General features: G+C 36.9%; 13 protein-coding genes. 5 read left to right on the top strand and 8 right to left on the bottom strand.

What is annotated here, in order from left to right; genetic code table 11:
- The first annotated feature begins 213 nt into the window (after positions 1–213).
- Positions 214–1344 carry an acyltransferase gene (locus tag ACVYAD_RS04965; RefSeq protein ID WP_349659549.1) on the top strand — a complete coding sequence of 377 codons (1131 nt, stop codon included), beginning with the start codon at positions 214–216 and terminating at the stop codon, positions 1342–1344.
- 129 nt (positions 1345–1473) lie between these two features.
- Here the strand turns inward: ACVYAD_RS04965 and ACVYAD_RS04960 are convergent, their stop codons facing one another.
- A complete protein-coding gene (locus ACVYAD_RS04960; protein WP_349659550.1) occupies positions 1474–1929 on the bottom strand; it encodes a 2-thiouracil desulfurase family protein in 456 nt (151 codons plus the stop codon).
- Between the two features lie 246 nt (positions 1930–2175).
- On the opposite strand from ACVYAD_RS04960, the gene ACVYAD_RS04955 reads away from it, so the two are divergent.
- Positions 2176–2661 (top strand): NUDIX hydrolase, encoded by a 486-nt coding sequence (locus ACVYAD_RS04955; protein WP_476424995.1) that lies wholly within the window; start codon positions 2176–2178, stop codon positions 2659–2661.
- A 51-nt stretch (positions 2662–2712) separates the two neighbouring features.
- Here the strand turns inward: ACVYAD_RS04955 and ACVYAD_RS04950 are convergent, their stop codons facing one another.
- The 3 genes from ACVYAD_RS04950 to ACVYAD_RS04940 form a co-directional block, all read right to left on the bottom strand.
- Positions 2713–3234 (bottom strand): DUF6886 family protein, encoded by a 522-nt coding sequence (locus ACVYAD_RS04950; RefSeq protein ID WP_476424993.1) that lies wholly within the window; start codon positions 3232–3234, stop codon positions 2713–2715.
- Positions 3235–3247: 13 nt separating this feature from the next.
- Positions 3248–4009, bottom strand: coding sequence for a class I SAM-dependent methyltransferase (locus tag ACVYAD_RS04945; protein ID WP_476424991.1), 762 nt, complete (start codon positions 4007–4009; stop codon positions 3248–3250).
- Between the two features lie 186 nt (positions 4010–4195).
- Positions 4196–5398, bottom strand: coding sequence for a YbfB/YjiJ family MFS transporter (locus tag ACVYAD_RS04940; protein WP_349659554.1), 1203 nt, complete (start codon positions 5396–5398; stop codon positions 4196–4198).
- A 118-nt stretch (positions 5399–5516) separates the two neighbouring features.
- On the opposite strand from ACVYAD_RS04940, the gene ACVYAD_RS04935 reads away from it, so the two are divergent.
- Positions 5517–6407 (top strand): LysR family transcriptional regulator, encoded by an 891-nt coding sequence (locus tag ACVYAD_RS04935; protein ID WP_476424989.1) that lies wholly within the window; start codon positions 5517–5519, stop codon positions 6405–6407.
- A 173-nt stretch (positions 6408–6580) separates the two neighbouring features.
- Positions 6581–7705, top strand: a complete 1125-nt coding sequence (solA, locus tag ACVYAD_RS04930; protein WP_476424987.1) for an N-methyl-L-tryptophan oxidase — start codon at positions 6581–6583, stop codon at positions 7703–7705.
- 52 nt (positions 7706–7757) lie between these two features.
- On the opposite strand, the gene ACVYAD_RS04925 is transcribed toward solA, so the two are convergent.
- Positions 7758–7970 carry a hypothetical protein gene (locus ACVYAD_RS04925; protein WP_349659557.1) on the bottom strand — a complete coding sequence of 71 codons (213 nt, stop codon included), beginning with the start codon at positions 7968–7970 and terminating at the stop codon, positions 7758–7760.
- A gap of 311 nt (positions 7971–8281) precedes the next feature.
- On the opposite strand from ACVYAD_RS04925, the gene ACVYAD_RS04920 reads away from it, so the two are divergent.
- On the top strand, positions 8282–8923 hold the full coding sequence (locus ACVYAD_RS04920; RefSeq protein WP_349659558.1) for a response regulator transcription factor: 642 nt from the start codon (positions 8282–8284) through the stop codon (positions 8921–8923).
- Positions 8924–9124: 201 nt separating this feature from the next.
- Here the strand turns inward: ACVYAD_RS04920 and ACVYAD_RS04915 are convergent, their stop codons facing one another.
- From ACVYAD_RS04915 to ACVYAD_RS04905, 3 genes are all read right to left on the bottom strand, one after another.
- Positions 9125–11101 (bottom strand): hydantoinase B/oxoprolinase family protein, encoded by a 1977-nt coding sequence (locus ACVYAD_RS04915; protein WP_476424984.1) that lies wholly within the window; start codon positions 11099–11101, stop codon positions 9125–9127.
- A 22-nt stretch (positions 11102–11123) separates the two neighbouring features.
- Complete coding sequence (locus ACVYAD_RS04910; RefSeq protein ID WP_476424982.1) at positions 11124–13148, bottom strand: hydantoinase/oxoprolinase family protein; 2025 nt, start codon at positions 13146–13148, stop codon at positions 11124–11126.
- 197 nt (positions 13149–13345) lie between these two features.
- Positions 13346–14743 (bottom strand): aldehyde dehydrogenase family protein, encoded by a 1398-nt coding sequence (locus ACVYAD_RS04905; RefSeq protein WP_476424981.1) that lies wholly within the window; start codon positions 14741–14743, stop codon positions 13346–13348.
- Positions 14744–14814: the final 71 nt, after the last annotated feature.

Here is a 14814-nt window from a genome sequence, read left to right as displayed (position 1 = left end):
TATATATTCATAACTACCGGGTTCATGTTATAATATTCCAAAAAATAAAAGAAATTTACTTCTCTTGGTAATCATTTTGTCACTGTCATTTTACCAAGAGATCCTTTCTTTCTTAATGGGTATACCGACATCTGCCTAGCACAAATGTTTACAGTACACCGTTTAGACGAGAAAATAACTATCATATGTAAATATTTTTTGGGAGATGATTGTATGAAACGAGCACATATTCATGAATTAAATATTACTCGTGCATTAGCCATTTTAGCTGTACTTATTATCCATGCTACTAGCACACCTGTTACGGTTTTACCAAGTGACTCAAAACTATATCCGCTATATATATTTTTTAACATTTCCTCTAAATTTGCTGTCCCTGTATTTATTTTCTTAAGTGGATTTGTTTTATTTTACAATTATATACAAAAAGACTTAACAAAAGAGCTGGTCGTTAGTTTTTATAAAAAAAGAGTGACGCAAATTCTCATTCCTTATCTATTTTTTTCTATTTTCTATTATGCTGCCATTCAAATTTTTTTGACGGGTGATTTATCATTAACATGGAATGCACTATTTAGTGTGGAATTTTTTGAAAAACTTTTAATTGGAAAAGCGTATACGCATTTATACTATATTTTTATTATTGTACAGTTCTATCTGATGTTCCCTTTATTCCTATATGTTTTAAAGAAAAAACCTGCCCTATCCTCTCATCTAATTTGGATTGGATTTGCCCTTCAATGGGGCTTTATTTTGTTAAATGCAGAGTTTTGGCAATATCCATATAGAGGGAGTATCTCATTTTCTTATTTTGCCTATTTCTTAGCAGGTGGATTTTTAGGCATCTATTTTGAAAAATACAAAAGATGGATCCATCTAAAAAAAGGGGATTTCCATATTGCTATCCTCTTTATCTGGATTATATGGCTATCTTCTACTATTTATAATGTATATTTATATTATTTTGTATTCTCATCTAAAACCTATTTAACTAACAGTACTATATTTGAAGTTGTTTTTCAGCTACAGTCTATAACAGCAAGCATTGTCTTATTACAGCTTTCCTTCTGGATTTATAACAAATGGAATAAAGCGTTTGTCAATTGCTTGATTAGCTTAGGCACACTATCATTTGGCATCTATTTATTACATCCATATTTCCTTTTCCTTTATAGACAAATTCCTATAAGTGGAAACAGTATTTTATTTCATGTATGGAGTGTTGGTGGTTTTCTTGTTGCTCTATTCGTCACTTGGGCTATTGTATTTTTAATAGGAAGATATTTCAAATATCATTGGATTGCATTTGGACCGATTCCGAAAGAGTTTCCATACAAAAAGTAAGTATAACAAGACCTCGTACACGCGATAGTAGCGTTTACGAGGTCTTGTTAACTATTTGCTTGGTCCTGCAAATCGCCCATTCAATTTAGTGCAATAATTTAAAAGAAAAGCTATTACCTATCAAGTATGCTAAAACAACTCCAAAAAATCGTCTTCAGAACAAACAACAATACTATTTCTTCTTAGTAATGCAGTAGTTACGCCTACACCACCTAATTTTGTACCATTGAAATCACCATTGTAAATCATTGCACTGCCACATGATGGACTATACTCTTTTAATACAACCTTAGTTGCACCTATTTCGAGTGCTTTATGTAATGTTGCATATGCGCCCTTTAAATAAAGCTCCGTAACATCCCGACCAGATATTTCAACAACCCTCGCTCTTCCATCTAGAACGTCTTCACCATCTCCATCAACAATTTCAGCGGGCTCACGAGGTGTCGAAAAACCTCCCATAAGTTCAGGGCATACGGTTAACGCCTTATTTTCTAACACAAGCTTTTGAATTCTTTCATCTAAACTATCTGTTCCGTTATATCGTACCTTTAATCCCGCTAAACAAGCACTTATTAAAATCATACGCACACCTCATTTAAGTAATATCGTATAAGGAAAACTTTAGCTCATTAAAAGAGTCTGTCAACATCTATTAAAATGCTAAAAAAACTTACTTACCCTACTTTATTCTCTTTTTAAAGAGTAATATTGATATTTTAAAACTATTGTTTATTATTAGTAGGACAACCATTTTACTGGGGTTACCTATTTCATTATCTAAATCTCTTTTATGAATTCATTCTATCATTTAAAAAGGAGGAAAAAGACTTGGTTGAGTTTACAATTTGTTTTCTTAAAAAGGGTGACCAAATATTATTGCTAAATAGGGATTTCCCACATTGGATGGGAGTTTGGAATGGGGTTGGCGGAAAGATTGAGAAAAATGAAACGCCACTTGCTGGTGCATTACGAGAAATTAAAGAAGAAACGGGCATCGTACTGGACGATATTACATTCAAAGGAAAAATATCATGGACGGATGGAACAACCGACTTTGGCTGTATGTATGCTTTTATTGCTGAATTGCCAGAATCTTATCCATATGTGACACCGATTAAAGTCGCGGAAGGCATTTTAGATTGGAAACGTCTATCGTGGATTTTTCATCCCGAAAATGTAGGAATAGCCGATTTAAAACATTACTTACCAACAATGCTAGATGAAACAATTAACTATGAATATATATTTACATATAAAGATAGTGAATTGATTGACATTACGAGTACCCCATTCGTACAAACTGTTACTATCTAAGTAAAACAAGACCTCGTACACGCGATATTGTCGTATACGAGGTTTGGTTAATTATTTTCTTGGTAGTGCAAATCGCATTCTGCACATCGACCAATTCAAGGTTGTTTTTTGAATTTCTTCATAGATGTTCCACAGGCTATCGACTATCCGTAATTCAACATTACGTTTAAACATTTCATCAAATAAATTTTCTAGTTCAAATTTAGCTATAGGATATTGTGCTGTTTCACTCGTATAATAACCAGCATTTTTATCTTGTAGCGTAAATCCATTACTATCAAACTCATATAAGTAAAGTTTCGTATTTTTCATCGTCTCAAACCACTTGCTTTCAATTACGACAACATGCGAACATGATGCAGATGCTATATAGGCTCGTTTATCCTGTTCGGTTGTATCGGCACCAATATGATAGCAAACTCGCGGACAATTTCTAGGGGTTAAAAAATTAGGCAAACATGTATCGTTAATTGCCCATACTAGTCCTTTCTCTGGATCTAAATCTAGTCGATCAGGTAATCGGGGATGGAATACGGTAATATCGTTTTCCTCACTCACATGAAATATACGCACATGCTTCCCTCCTTTATTTTCTTAATTTAAATACAATAAAATCTGCACAATGCAAATCTTCCTCGAATTGTGGATACTTTATTAGCATCTCTTTTGAAGGCACCGGTTCGATAACGTCCTCTATAGAAAAGCCTGCTTGAATAATTGCTTTCATATAGCTCGTTAATGTTCGGTGATAAAATACAATTTTGTCATCGGAATCTAGCGGAAGCTTTTGATCATATACCCCTTCATAAAAATAACGCTGAACCTTCCAATACTGTTGGTCAAGCCGTTCATTTCTTATCCATCCACTATTCGGCGTAACAAAGCACGGGTGGAGAATAGAAAAGATGAAAGTACTATTAGGTTTTAAAAGACGATACATTTCACTTAAAGCTGCCTTATAATCTGCTAGATCTTGAAGGACCATATTGGAAACAATACAATCAAACTGTTCGTCTACTAAAAAATCTAGTTTTTCGCAATTTCCATGTTCATATTGTATCGGAACTTCCTCATATGTTCTTTCTCTAGCAATTTCTAGCATCTTTTCTGAATAATCAACTGCTGTGACAATAGCCCCTTTTTGAGCAAGTATTCTACTTAAATAGCCTTCTCCGCACCCTGCATCTAATAGCCTTTTTCCTTTCACCTCTTCTAATAATGAAAAAATGGCTGGATTTAATAATACTTCACGGTGTATGCCACCATGTTCATCGTAGTTTGCTGTAAACCTTTCTGCATGTTGATCCCAGCGTTTAATCGCCTCTTCTGTCGGTACTTTTCTTGCCATATAATTCCCTCATCTCTATATAGAATCGTAACGTTACGTCCCTTGTGCGCATTACTATTTTTTCATATATATCCAAAAAGTTATAGACTTTTATTTTATTTTTTTATATCATTTAGATTGAGGCACGGCATCTTTAAGCAAAAACATAAGCCAGAAATTCCCAATGGGATTTCTGGCTTTTCTTATTTAAGGATTAGATTGAGTTTTGATAGGTAATGCATTGTCTAAAGTGACCTGTCGTTTAACTGTGATCCATCTTCCACTTAACATGATAATTAATGCAAAAAATACAATGACTCCTGCAAAGACAAGCGCTGCTTTATAACTACTATAAACCGCCACAAGCTGGCTCGCGATGATTGGTCCGATAATTTGACCAAAAGCATAAAACGTTGTTAACAATGATACGACTGGACCGCTTTGTGTTGGGAATAGCTGACGTGCATAAGAGGTCGTTAACGTCACAATGCCTACAAATGTTAAGCCAAATAAAAATGAAGATAATAATACGCTCCATACTGTTTGTGAAAACACTGGCAACAAGATGCCTACTACTTGCAATACATAGGCAACAAACAAAATTTTGATGGCAGAAAATTTTTCTAATAATACAGTCCAAACAGGTGCTGACGGGATAGCCGCTACCCCAACAATGACCCAGCTATACGAAGAGTATGCTTGTAGTGAAGGAATATTATGAATGATATCGACTAAAAAAGTGCCTGTAATAATATAGCCTAATCCCTCAAAACCATATGCGACAATTAACCATGGCATAAAGCCCTTTGTCATTTTTGTATCAGAGGATTTAGCAGTTTTCACACTATCTTGTACATGCAAGCCTCTCCAAAGTATATATGTCACCACTAATAAAACAGCAGATAAAATCCCTAAGCCAATCCATGTACCTTGCCAAGCAAAACGCGCTTCAATAGCAGGGACTAATAAGCCTGAAATAGCAATTCCTAATCCAATTCCGCCAAATAAATAGCCTGACCATTTTGTGAGTGAATGCTTTGCTAAATAATCCATAATAATACTACATGTTAATACAAAAATCAGTCCCCCTGTAATGCCCGCAATTAGACGAAGCACAAGCCAAACACTATATACTTCAATGATTCCCATAAGAACAACAGAAAGGACATTTAAGACAACACTTAACAATAAAAAGTTCTTCTTTTGGCGATTAATAAACCCTGCCCACAATGCACCAATGAAATAGCCAATATAATTACTCGATGCTAAAAATCCTGCAACTTCAAACGAAAACCCGACATCATGACGCATAAATGGCAAAATTGGCGTGAATGCAAAGCGGCTAATCCCCATAGCCACTACAAGTAATAGCACCCCACCAAGTAAAATCCCGATGTGCTGTCGATTCATCTTGTCCCCACCCCCTAATATCTTCTTATAATTAAAAGGATACATAGTGAAAATTAATAAATCTAATATATAATTTATATAAAAGGATAAAAAATTTTTATATAAGGTGGGATACATAATGAATTTACATGCTCTTAGATTATTCACAAAAGTTGCCGAACTCAGTAGTGTTTCGAAGGCCGCGCAAGCACTAATGATTAGTCAACCTGCCGTTACCATTCAAATGAGAAATTTAGAAAAAGAACTTAGCCTAACCCTTTTAGAATCTAAAGGTCGAGGAATTACCTTAACACCAAACGGAGAATATTTATTTAAACAGGCACGACGGTTATTTGATTTAGAAATGGATATTGAAAATAAGTTGGAGCAATTAAAAAACACAGGTAATGAAGAATTACAGATTGCATCTACCCATGTTCCATCTCATTTTTTACTACCAAAATGGCTCGCAAAATATAAACAAGCCTATCCGAATACTCATATCCACATAAAAACGGCTAATTCCCAGCAGGTTATTGAAGAATTACTTCACTATAAGGTTGATATGGCTTTTATCGTAAAAGAGGATGGTCATCATCCAGATATTAATTATCAATTTCTCATGAATCTCGATTATTGGTTTATCGTCCCCTACGGTCATCCGCTGGCAGATCAGAAAGTGACATTAGTGGAATTAATGCAGCAGCCATTTGTTTCACGAGAAGATGGTAGCTCTACGAAAGAATATTTAAACGCTTTATGTAAAGTTCATAAAATCCCACCACCACGAGTAGGGCTACAACTGGACGGCATCAACGAATCCATTCACGCCATTGCAGCTGGATATGGTACGATGTTAGCTCCGTCCATAGCGGCTTCGGGCTTTATTCAACGACAGCAAGTAGCTCGAGTTTTTATAAAAGACATCGATATTCAGCGACCTATTTATCTTTGCACAAGAAAAAATGAACAAAATTCCTCTTCGACCTTTAATACTTTTATTAACATCATCAATGATTCAATTTCATAACAGATATTTTTCACAAGTTTGAACTACACAAAGTCCTAGTCATAGATTGCTTAAATATTCGAATGCACAACTTTCTATTAAGATTGTGCATTTTCTTATTCGAAATATTTTCTGAAATTTCTGTCCGTTTTTCTATTTTTTTGTTATACCAGAGCAAAAAAGTAGGGATTAAAATGATATACGACGTAATTATAGTTGGTGCAGGCTCGATGGGGATGGCTGCAGGCTATCATTTAGCGAAAGCAGGAAAAAATGTCTTGATGATTGATGCCTTTAATCCTCCTCACGCAGAAGGTAGTCATCATGGGGAAACGAGAATTATTCGCTTTGCGTATGGTGAAGGCGCTAGCTATGTCCCTTTTGTCAAAAGAGCAGGTGAATTATGGAAAGAACTTGAAACGTTAACGGATGAAGCTTTATTTTTACAAACAGGGGTAATGAATGTCGGTGAAGAGACCCATCCTTTTATTCAAAATGTGAAAACAAGTGCTAGGCTCTATGATTTAGCATTAGAGCAGTATTCTGCGGCTGAAGCAATGATAAAATGGCCTGGATTATCCTTACCTGAAAACTTTGTTGCTTGCTTTGAGCCTACTGCCGGTGTCCTTCGTGTAGAAGCCTGTATTAGTGCTTATAAAAAATTAGCTATTGAGGCAGGAGCAACCTTACATACAAATGAAAAAGTGCAGAACATCAAAGCTGGAGAAATTGTCCGTGTCCAAACATTAAATAATATTTACGAAGCTAAACATTTAATTGTAACTGCTGGTGCTTGGGCAACTGAGTTACTACAAACAATGGACATCACCATCCCTGTAACACCGACGCGAAAAACATTTGCATGGTTTGAGGCTGATGAGCAGCTTTATCGTGAAGATAATTTCCCAGCCTATTGTTTTGAATTTACTGATTCCATGTACTATGGTTTTCCTAGTATCGATGGAGCAGGCCTAAAGCTTGGCAGACATGATGGTGGTGAGGCTGTCAATCCAAATGACCCGCTACGCCCATTCGACGAACAGGATGTAATAGATTTACAAAATTTTATCAATCGCTTTATGCCTCAGCACGGTGTCTTGAAATTCGGCAAAACATGTAAATATTCGATGACACCAGATGAGGATTTCATTATTGATTTTTTACCTGAGAATCGAAATATTATTATTGCAGCGGGCTTCTCAGGACATGGTTTTAAATTCAGTAGTGCAATGGGTGAAGTACTAGCAGATTTAACGCTAAACGGAAAAAGCATACAGGATTTATCACCCTTTAGGCTTAGTCGATTTAAGACAGACTAACACTTCCCTTCTATGAAATCCCCCACTCAATGCTCTTACTACAGTGTGCGTATTACTGGGATAAGACTGCCATAAAGGCAGTCTTATCCTGTTTAGGAAAACTTATTGTTTCATTATCTTTTTCTAAATAGATAAATGCATCCAACAATACACCGTATAATAACCCAAGCACAATGCAAACGATATAGCTAATGAGCGTAAAATCATTAGCAACCATATACTCTCGTACTGTGCCGTGATAGAGCAGCCACGTGAAAAACGTCATCAATAGTCCCTTATTATCTTGACCTTTGTGATTCAACCCCTTATTCGATAACCTTGTCTTTTTCTCTTAGAAGGTTCAGGATTTGCTGTTGCTTTTGTTTTTGTTTTTGTTGTCGCTTTCGCACAGATAATTTGCCACGGGACGTGGCGTTCTTAGACTAGTCCTCTAATTTCAATGAGTGTTTAGACGCCCGCTGAAATAAGTTAAATCTATTTATGAATAGTATCCCTTTCTAGCATAAAATTAGGTATAATGCATTATAATTAACAGTTTCAAAATAATAGCCTATTTTCATCAAAGGAGGTAAGAAGTTGGTAAATATTTTAGTAGTAGATAACCATAAGGCTGTTGGTGAAGGAATAAAATTATTGTTAGAACAAGAAGGAATTTTCCATGTCACGGTTGTAAGAACTGATGAGGAATCTTTGAATGCTCTCTCGCAACAAACATTTGATATATTTTTATTTGATATAAACATGCCCTTTTTAAAGGATCTAGGATTATTAAAAAAAGTAAAAAAATTAAATTATGATGTAATTAAAATTATCTACACAGGATACGACATTGAACCTTTCTTCGATATATTAGTAGAATCCGGGGTCTCTAGTTTTGTTAGCAAAACAGCATCTACAGAAAATCTTATTGCGGCAATATACTCCGCTCTAGATGGGAATGCCATGATGCCAGTACAATTATTACAACGATTAAAAGTAATTGATCGCCAAAAGAACAAAATGGAACTAATGAATCAGTTATTCCAATATGACCTCCAAAAAAATGAACTAGCCTTACTTAAATTAGTGGCCGCTGGAGAAACAAATAAAAAAATAGCAGAAAATTTATTTGTCAGTTTACGCACAGTCGAATATCGTTTAACAAAGATTTTCAAAAAACTACAAGTACATTCAAGAATAGAAGCAGTTAAAAAAATTAGGGACATTGGTTTGTTATAAAAAACGCATATAAAGGGAATTTTTCTAATTAAAAACCATAAAAAAATGGGGAACCGAGAAAAAGATTGTGGTTTTTTTGTGGTCATACAGTTACGATACCATGATAGAAGACATCAAAAATTTTATACCCTTATTTTGTAGAGAGTAGTGTATACTACTCTCTATTTTAATTAACACTTGATTGCAAGAACGTTATGTTTGTCACCAGTAAGCCAAAGAACGTTTTTTCATCGCTTCACGGTATTGCTCTGTTGAGATCGGCAATGCTTTATTTGTTTGGTAATCCATAATAACACCATATTTTCGAACAACATCCATTTGATTAATTTCACCTTTGTTATACATCTGCTCAACTTCAATTGGATCTGTTTCCAGCCATCGATGGCGGTTATTGCGGATATAATCGCGTTCTTTTACTGTTGCTGCCATATCAATTTCAAAGGCATCCATATCACGGTCAATTTCATGGATGACTACGCCATAATCAAGCTTTGCACGCTCAATCGAAACATATTCATCAATTACATCCTCTAAAACAGCGTTTACATCTCGTGCTAATGGGTCACCCAAACCACCGCCTCCAGCTGATGGACGTGTAAAGGAATCTCCTTTCTTCAACTCAACATTGGAGAAGATTGTGCCTAAAAATCTTTCTTCCTTTTTGTTTGGATTTAAAATAGCCCCTTGTGCAATAGAAGGTAATCCGCCCATAATGCCCCATGTAATGGAACGAGACCGATCACAGCAATAGGACATCACTGTTTGGTTTACATTCGTTAAAACGCCTCCCTTTTCTACACCACAGCCGCCACGGTATTTACCTGGACCAGCAGAATCTATAATGATTTCATGCTTGGTTATAACAACTGGTGACAAACGTTCTTGCCCCTCGCATGGTTGAACACTCAAGCCTACACCGAACACTGGTGAGGTAGTATTCGCACCATCACGGTCAATACGTCCACCGTGGCCACCAGCCATCCAGTCATACCACATAAAGTATTCACTACCGTCTCTTCGTTGATCATACCCACCTACTAATAAATATTCTAAATTAAATGAACATGCGATAGCGCGTTCAGGCATAATATTTGACCATAATTCAAAGCAAGCATTCATAATTTTTTCAAACGCTCCTGAACAATAGCCAGAGACAGCTACTGGACTAGGTGCGTTGACGACAGAGTTTTCAGGGAGGAATATTTTCACAACACGATAAAATCCTGAGTTCAGCGGAATCTCTGGGAAAAATGTTTTGGTTCCTGCATAAGTACCAGAAAGCGCTGAGCCAAATCCTGCATTTAAAAAACAGCTAATATAAGGATGTGAATCACTTAAATCATAAGCTATTTCATCCTCCGTAATGGTCATTTTCACACGAATTGGGATGAGACCATCCCCTACTTGTGGGTCCATATCGATATAGTCCACCGTTTCCCACTGACCTTTTGGTAAAGCTTTAATCTTCGCTCTCATTAATCGTTCTACATAATTTTGAACTTCTTCAAAAGCTACTAGTACTGTCTGAATGCCGTACTTTTCAATCATTTCCTTGAGTTGTTTTTCCCCAACTTTCGCCGCTTCCACTTGAGACCGCAAATCTCCAATACGTTCTTCCGGAATACGCATATTCATCACAATAATCTTCACTACATCGGTTAAATATTGACCTTTACTATAAATACGGACAGGGGGGATCCGTAGACCTTCCCCGTAATGTTCTTTAGCTGTAATATCAAAAGAACCTGGATTAGAACCGCCGACATCTGCCCAATGTCCATTTGTTTGCATGAGTGCAATTAGTTTATCATCATGAAACACTGGTAAAATCACACGTACATCACTGAAATGTGTTCCTCCACGATAAGGATCATTTACTAAAAATACATCACCTGGATGGATATCATCCGCGAAATCCTCTAAGACAGCTTTTGCCGTTAAATGTAATGTCCCTACGTGAACGGAAATATCTTGCGTTCCTTGCATAACGGTATTCCCCTGTGCATCGCATAATGCACAGCTAAAGTCTCGATTATAAATAACAAACGAGTAGCATGTACGCAGCATTTGTTCAGCCATTTGATCTACTAAATTGACAAAGCCGTTTTTTAACACTTCAAATGTTACTGGGTCTAGATTTTGGACCTTATGATTTGTCTCCAATTTCGTTGTACTCATCGCCCATTCCTCCTTATCGCTATTAGTTCACTGTTATAATGATATTTTTATAGACATCTACTTCCGCAGTAAATCCTGGTGGAATAACGGTCGTCGTATCTAGCTGATCGATAATAGCTGGACCAGCAAACTGTGTGTCAACAGGTATTTTATCGCGGTTATAAACGTTTGTTTCTATATATTTCCCCTCAAAATAAACAGGCCGTGTTTCTTTTAAAGCATCCTCCAGCGAGCCTTCAGCAACATATTGTGGGAAATTAGGCTTTGGTACTGTTCCTATAGCCGTTACTCGTAGGCCAAATATTTCTACAGTTTGATCCTTATCAGAAAATGCAAATTCGCGTTTATGTTCTTTATGGAAAGCTTCTAAAATAGTATCTAAGGAAGTGATTTGATCGGATACAAGAACAGCTAGAGATCTCCATTGTCCCTTATAACGCAAATCTATATAATTCGTTAATGTTGATGTGTTTTCTGCTATTCCTTCCTCTTCTAATAAAGCTCTTGCCTCTTCTCGCAATTCATTAAATTGATTTGTCAGCTCCTCTTCACTTACTTCATCAAATTTTTTCACATACGTTTTAGAAATATCATGGCGTACATCTACTAGTAAACATCCCATTGCTGCAGCTACACCTGGATGCGTAGGAATAATGACTTTTGGAATGTTTAAATCTTTTGCCAAATAAGCACCGTGTAATGGGCCTGCACCACCAAAAGCTACAAGTGCAAAATCACGCGGATCATAGCCTCTCCGTACTGAAATCAAGCGAACTGCATCACTCATATTGGCGTTTGCAACTTCTATAATGGCACTTGCCGCTTCTTCAACTGATTGATCGAATGCATTTGCGATTGTTGTCACAGCCGCTCTTGCCGCCTCTTTATTTAATTGCATCGTTCCATCTAACAAATCTACACCTAGGCGTCCTAACACTAAATTTGCATCTGAGTTTGTGGGCTCCGTGCCTCCTTGGCCATAGCAAGCTGGCCCTGGTACTGCCCCTGCACTTTGTGGTCCATTTCGTAAAGAACCGCCTTCATCTTGCCAAGCAAGGCTACCTCCACCGGCTCCTATTGTTAATATTTCAATGCTTGGGAAACCGATTGGATAGCCATATTCTATAGACCAATCCTTTGTGATCCGTATATCCCCCTTATACATCAGTGAAATATCAGTACTTGTACCACCCATATCTAAGCCAATGGCATTGTCAAATCCACACAGCTTTGCGATATGCTTACTTGCAATTGCGCCTGCAGCTATCCCGGAACTTGCCAATCGAGCAGCATAGCGAGGAACTGTACTTGAAGTCATGACACCGCCACCAGAGTGTAATACTAATATTTCATCGTCATAGCCCTTTTTCTCCATTTCAGTGCTTAATTTACTAATGTAATTACTCATAATTGGCCCAAGAACGGCATTAATAATTGTTGTACTCATACGCTCATGCTCAAAAATTTCCGGAAGCACCTCACTTGAAATACAAACATAAATATCCGGTAATTCTTCTTTTAAAATCTCTTTGACTTTCGCCTCATTTTCCCCGTTCACATAGGCATTGATGAAACATACTGCAATGGATTCAGTTCCCCGACGTTTTAACTTTTTTGCTAATAAACGAATTTCCTCTTCATCAATAGCCTGAAGAATATTTCCTTCATAATCTATTCGTTCTGTCACTTCAAATCGATCCCGTCGTTGAATATAAGGCTTCGCAGTATCTTTGTATGTGTCCCAAATATCTTCTTTCGTTCCCCGGCGAATTTCGATGACATCTCTAAAGCCCTTTGTCGTAATAAGAGCTGTTTTTGGCAGCTTACGTTCAATTAACGCATTCGTTCCAACTGTTGTGCCATGAGAAAAAATTTTAATATCCTTACCATTTAATGCTGCTTTTTCTACTCCATTTAATATTCCTTGCTCCGGATTTGAAGGTGTAGAGGACGTTTTTGTAACGAATACTTCCCCCGTCTCTTCATTAAAAACAAATACATCCGTAAACGTTCCACCGACATCAATTGCTAAACGACTTTGTGCCATAGTTCTACCTTCTTTCGTTTAATAAATTTAAAACACCAATATTATCTTTTTGTATAAAGTTAATGCCTCAAGCGAATGCCCCAGATTTTTTAAAAAGATTGCACTACAATTTGAGAAAAATCTGGGTCATTACACCGAGGCATATGTGACGTATATTTTTTTGTCTTCTATTTTAAATTTCTTTCACGATAAACTTTTCACTCACTTTTTGTGCCAATCGTAATGGTTTTAAATGTTGTAAAGAACTCTTTTGCCGCCTGTCCCTGCTCACGGGCACCAGTACTTGAGTTTTTCACCCCTCCAAATGGTGCTTGAGGCTCTGCTCCACCCGTTTCATCGTTAACCTGTACAAGTCCAACTTCACTACGATTAATAAAATCAAATGCTTTTGGAATGTTATTTGTATAAATAGAAGCACTCAATCCAAAATTAGTATCATTCGATAATCGAATCGCTTCTTCATAATCTTTTACTTTGATGACAGCTAAAACTGGTCCAAAAATCTCATCATGAGCAATCGACATCTCGTGGGTTACATTCGTAAAGATGGTTGGATCAATATAGTATCCTTCTGACATACCTTTTGTAGGACCTCCGCCAAATTCAAGCTCCGCACCCTCATCTTTTGCTTTTTCGATGGCGGATAAAATAGAATCATACTGCCCTTTGGATGACACAGGCCCCATAGTGACACCAACTTCAATTTTTTTAGCTTCTTCGATTAATTGCTCTAATACCTTGTGATAAACTGTTTCCTCGATGTAAACTCGACTAGTTGCTGTACAACGCTGTCCCGTTTGCTTCATCGCACCTTCAATTGTTAATTTTGCAGCTTGATTTATATTAGCATCAGCTAAAATGATCGCTGCATTTTTGCCTCCAAGTTCGAGCTGAATTTTTTTATTCGTAGATCCAGCAGTATCTAAAATACTTTGACCCACACCATTCGAACCTGTAAATGTAATCGCCTTTACTTCAGGTGCCTCCAATAATACTTGCCCTACCTTTGAACCTCGACCTTGTACGACATTTAATACATTTTCTGGCAGGCCTGCTTGTTGGAATAATTGGCCAATCATTTTACCGGTTAAAGCGCTTTCAATAGATGGTTTCCAAACAACTGTATTGCCATATACTAATGCAGGTGCAATTTTCCATAGTGGAATAGCGACAGGGAAATTCCAAGGCGTTATGGCAGCAACGACACCAAGTGGTACTCGCATTGTGTACAATAATTTTGCTTCATTGGCAGAAGGTAATACTTCTCCTTTTGCACGCATTCCTTCTTGTGCAAAATAACGTAAAATGGAAGCACCACGTTTCACTTCACCAAGCATTTCATTTTTCGTTTTACCCATTTCACTCGAAGCTATTTCAGCTACTTTATCAATATTTTTCTCAAGCAAGTCTGCTGTCACACGTAAAACTTCTCCACGTGCAACAGAAGACGTATTTTTCCAACCTTCAAATGCATCCTGAGCTGCAACGATAACTTCTTTCGTTTCATCTATTGTCAAAAGCTCAACTTGGCCAATACATTGGGATGGTTTCGCCGGATTAAATTGCTCTCGTATTTCTCTAACGATCGTTGTCATGAAAATCCTCCTTCAAATAAAAATCATTTACACCTATATCAATTATGCCTCGGCATAATTGCGTCCGGAAT

The organism is Lysinibacillus sp. G1-3, assembly GCF_056322905.1.
The sequence above is the reverse complement of the archived record's forward strand: the minus strand, read 5'-3'. Positions and strand labels throughout refer to the sequence as shown.

Excerpts from the sequence above, each read along its gene's own strand:
- ACVYAD_RS04965 (WP_349659549.1), top strand. The coding sequence starts at position 214 with ATGAAACGAGCACATATTCATGAATTAAATATTACTCGTGCATTAGCC.
- ACVYAD_RS04945 (WP_476424991.1), bottom strand. The coding sequence starts at position 4,009 with ATGGCAAGAAAAGTACCGACAGAAGAGGCGATTAAACGCTGGGATCAA.
- ACVYAD_RS04910 (WP_476424982.1), bottom strand. The coding sequence starts at position 13,148 with ATGGCACAAAGTCGTTTAGCAATTGATGTCGGTGGAACGTTTACGGAT.
- ACVYAD_RS04960 (WP_349659550.1), bottom strand. The coding sequence starts at position 1,929 with ATGATTTTAATAAGTGCTTGTTTAGCGGGATTAAAGGTACGATATAAC.
- ACVYAD_RS04915 (WP_476424984.1), bottom strand. The coding sequence starts at position 11,101 with ATGAGTACAACGAAATTGGAGACAAATCATAAGGTCCAAAATCTAGAC.
- ACVYAD_RS04940 (WP_349659554.1), bottom strand. The coding sequence starts at position 5,398 with ATGAATCGACAGCACATCGGGATTTTACTTGGTGGGGTGCTATTACTT.
- ACVYAD_RS04925 (WP_349659557.1), bottom strand. The coding sequence starts at position 7,970 with ATGACGTTTTTCACGTGGCTGCTCTATCACGGCACAGTACGAGAGTAT.
- ACVYAD_RS04905 (WP_476424981.1), bottom strand. The coding sequence starts at position 14,743 with ATGACAACGATCGTTAGAGAAATACGAGAGCAATTTAATCCGGCGAAA.
- ACVYAD_RS04935 (WP_476424989.1), top strand. The coding sequence starts at position 5,517 with ATGAATTTACATGCTCTTAGATTATTCACAAAAGTTGCCGAACTCAGT.
- solA (WP_476424987.1), top strand. The coding sequence starts at position 6,581 with ATGATATACGACGTAATTATAGTTGGTGCAGGCTCGATGGGGATGGCT.